The organism is Streptomyces mutabilis, from assembly GCF_014649815.1.
GTDB lineage: Bacteria > Actinomycetota > Actinomycetes > Streptomycetales > Streptomycetaceae > Streptomyces > Streptomyces mutabilis.
In genome coordinates this window covers 1-536 of sequence record NZ_BMTT01000290.1, presented here as the reverse complement: position 1 = coordinate 536, position 536 = coordinate 1, and the positions used below count along the sequence as shown (strand labels likewise).

Here is a 536-nt window from a genome sequence, read left to right as displayed (position 1 = left end):
CTCGCTTCTCCCTGTTCACCCCCATGGAGGCGGACATCCTGTTCCACTTCGCGGGCCTGGATGCCCCCTCCGGCCGACTCGCTCAAAAGGATTTCGCCAAGGTCATCGATGCATCATGGCGGATGCCCCTTGCCATTGCAGGCCAAGCCGCCGCCGCAACCGCCCATAAGGCGGCGGACAAGACCAAGTCGGTCTTGTACAACGTGTTGGAGTCGGTCCACCACTTCGCGCTGGGTAGTTTGGCAGGAGCTTTCGGTGCCTTTATGGTCTACCCTATTGACTTGGTCAAGACTCGTATGCAGAACCAGCGGTCTACGCGTGTCGGCGAAAGACTGTACAACAACTCACTCGATTGCGCGCGCAAGGTTATCCGTAATGAGGGTTTCACCGGCCTGTATTCCGGAGTTGTGCCTCAGCTGATTGGTGTTGCGCCCGAAAAGGCCATCAAGCTGACGGTCAACGACTTGGTCCGTGGCCATTTTACGAATAAGGAGAATGGCAAGATTTGGTATCCTTACGAGATCCTTGCCGGTGGT

General features: G+C 56.7%; 1 protein-coding gene. It reads left to right on the top strand.

Annotated elements, in window-relative coordinates; translation table 11 throughout:
- Positions 1-23: 23 nt before the first annotated feature.
- The coding region (locus tag IE142_RS40365) for an MC/SLC25 family protein (RefSeq protein WP_191889521.1) at positions 24-536 on the top strand (513 nt) is incomplete at its 3' end.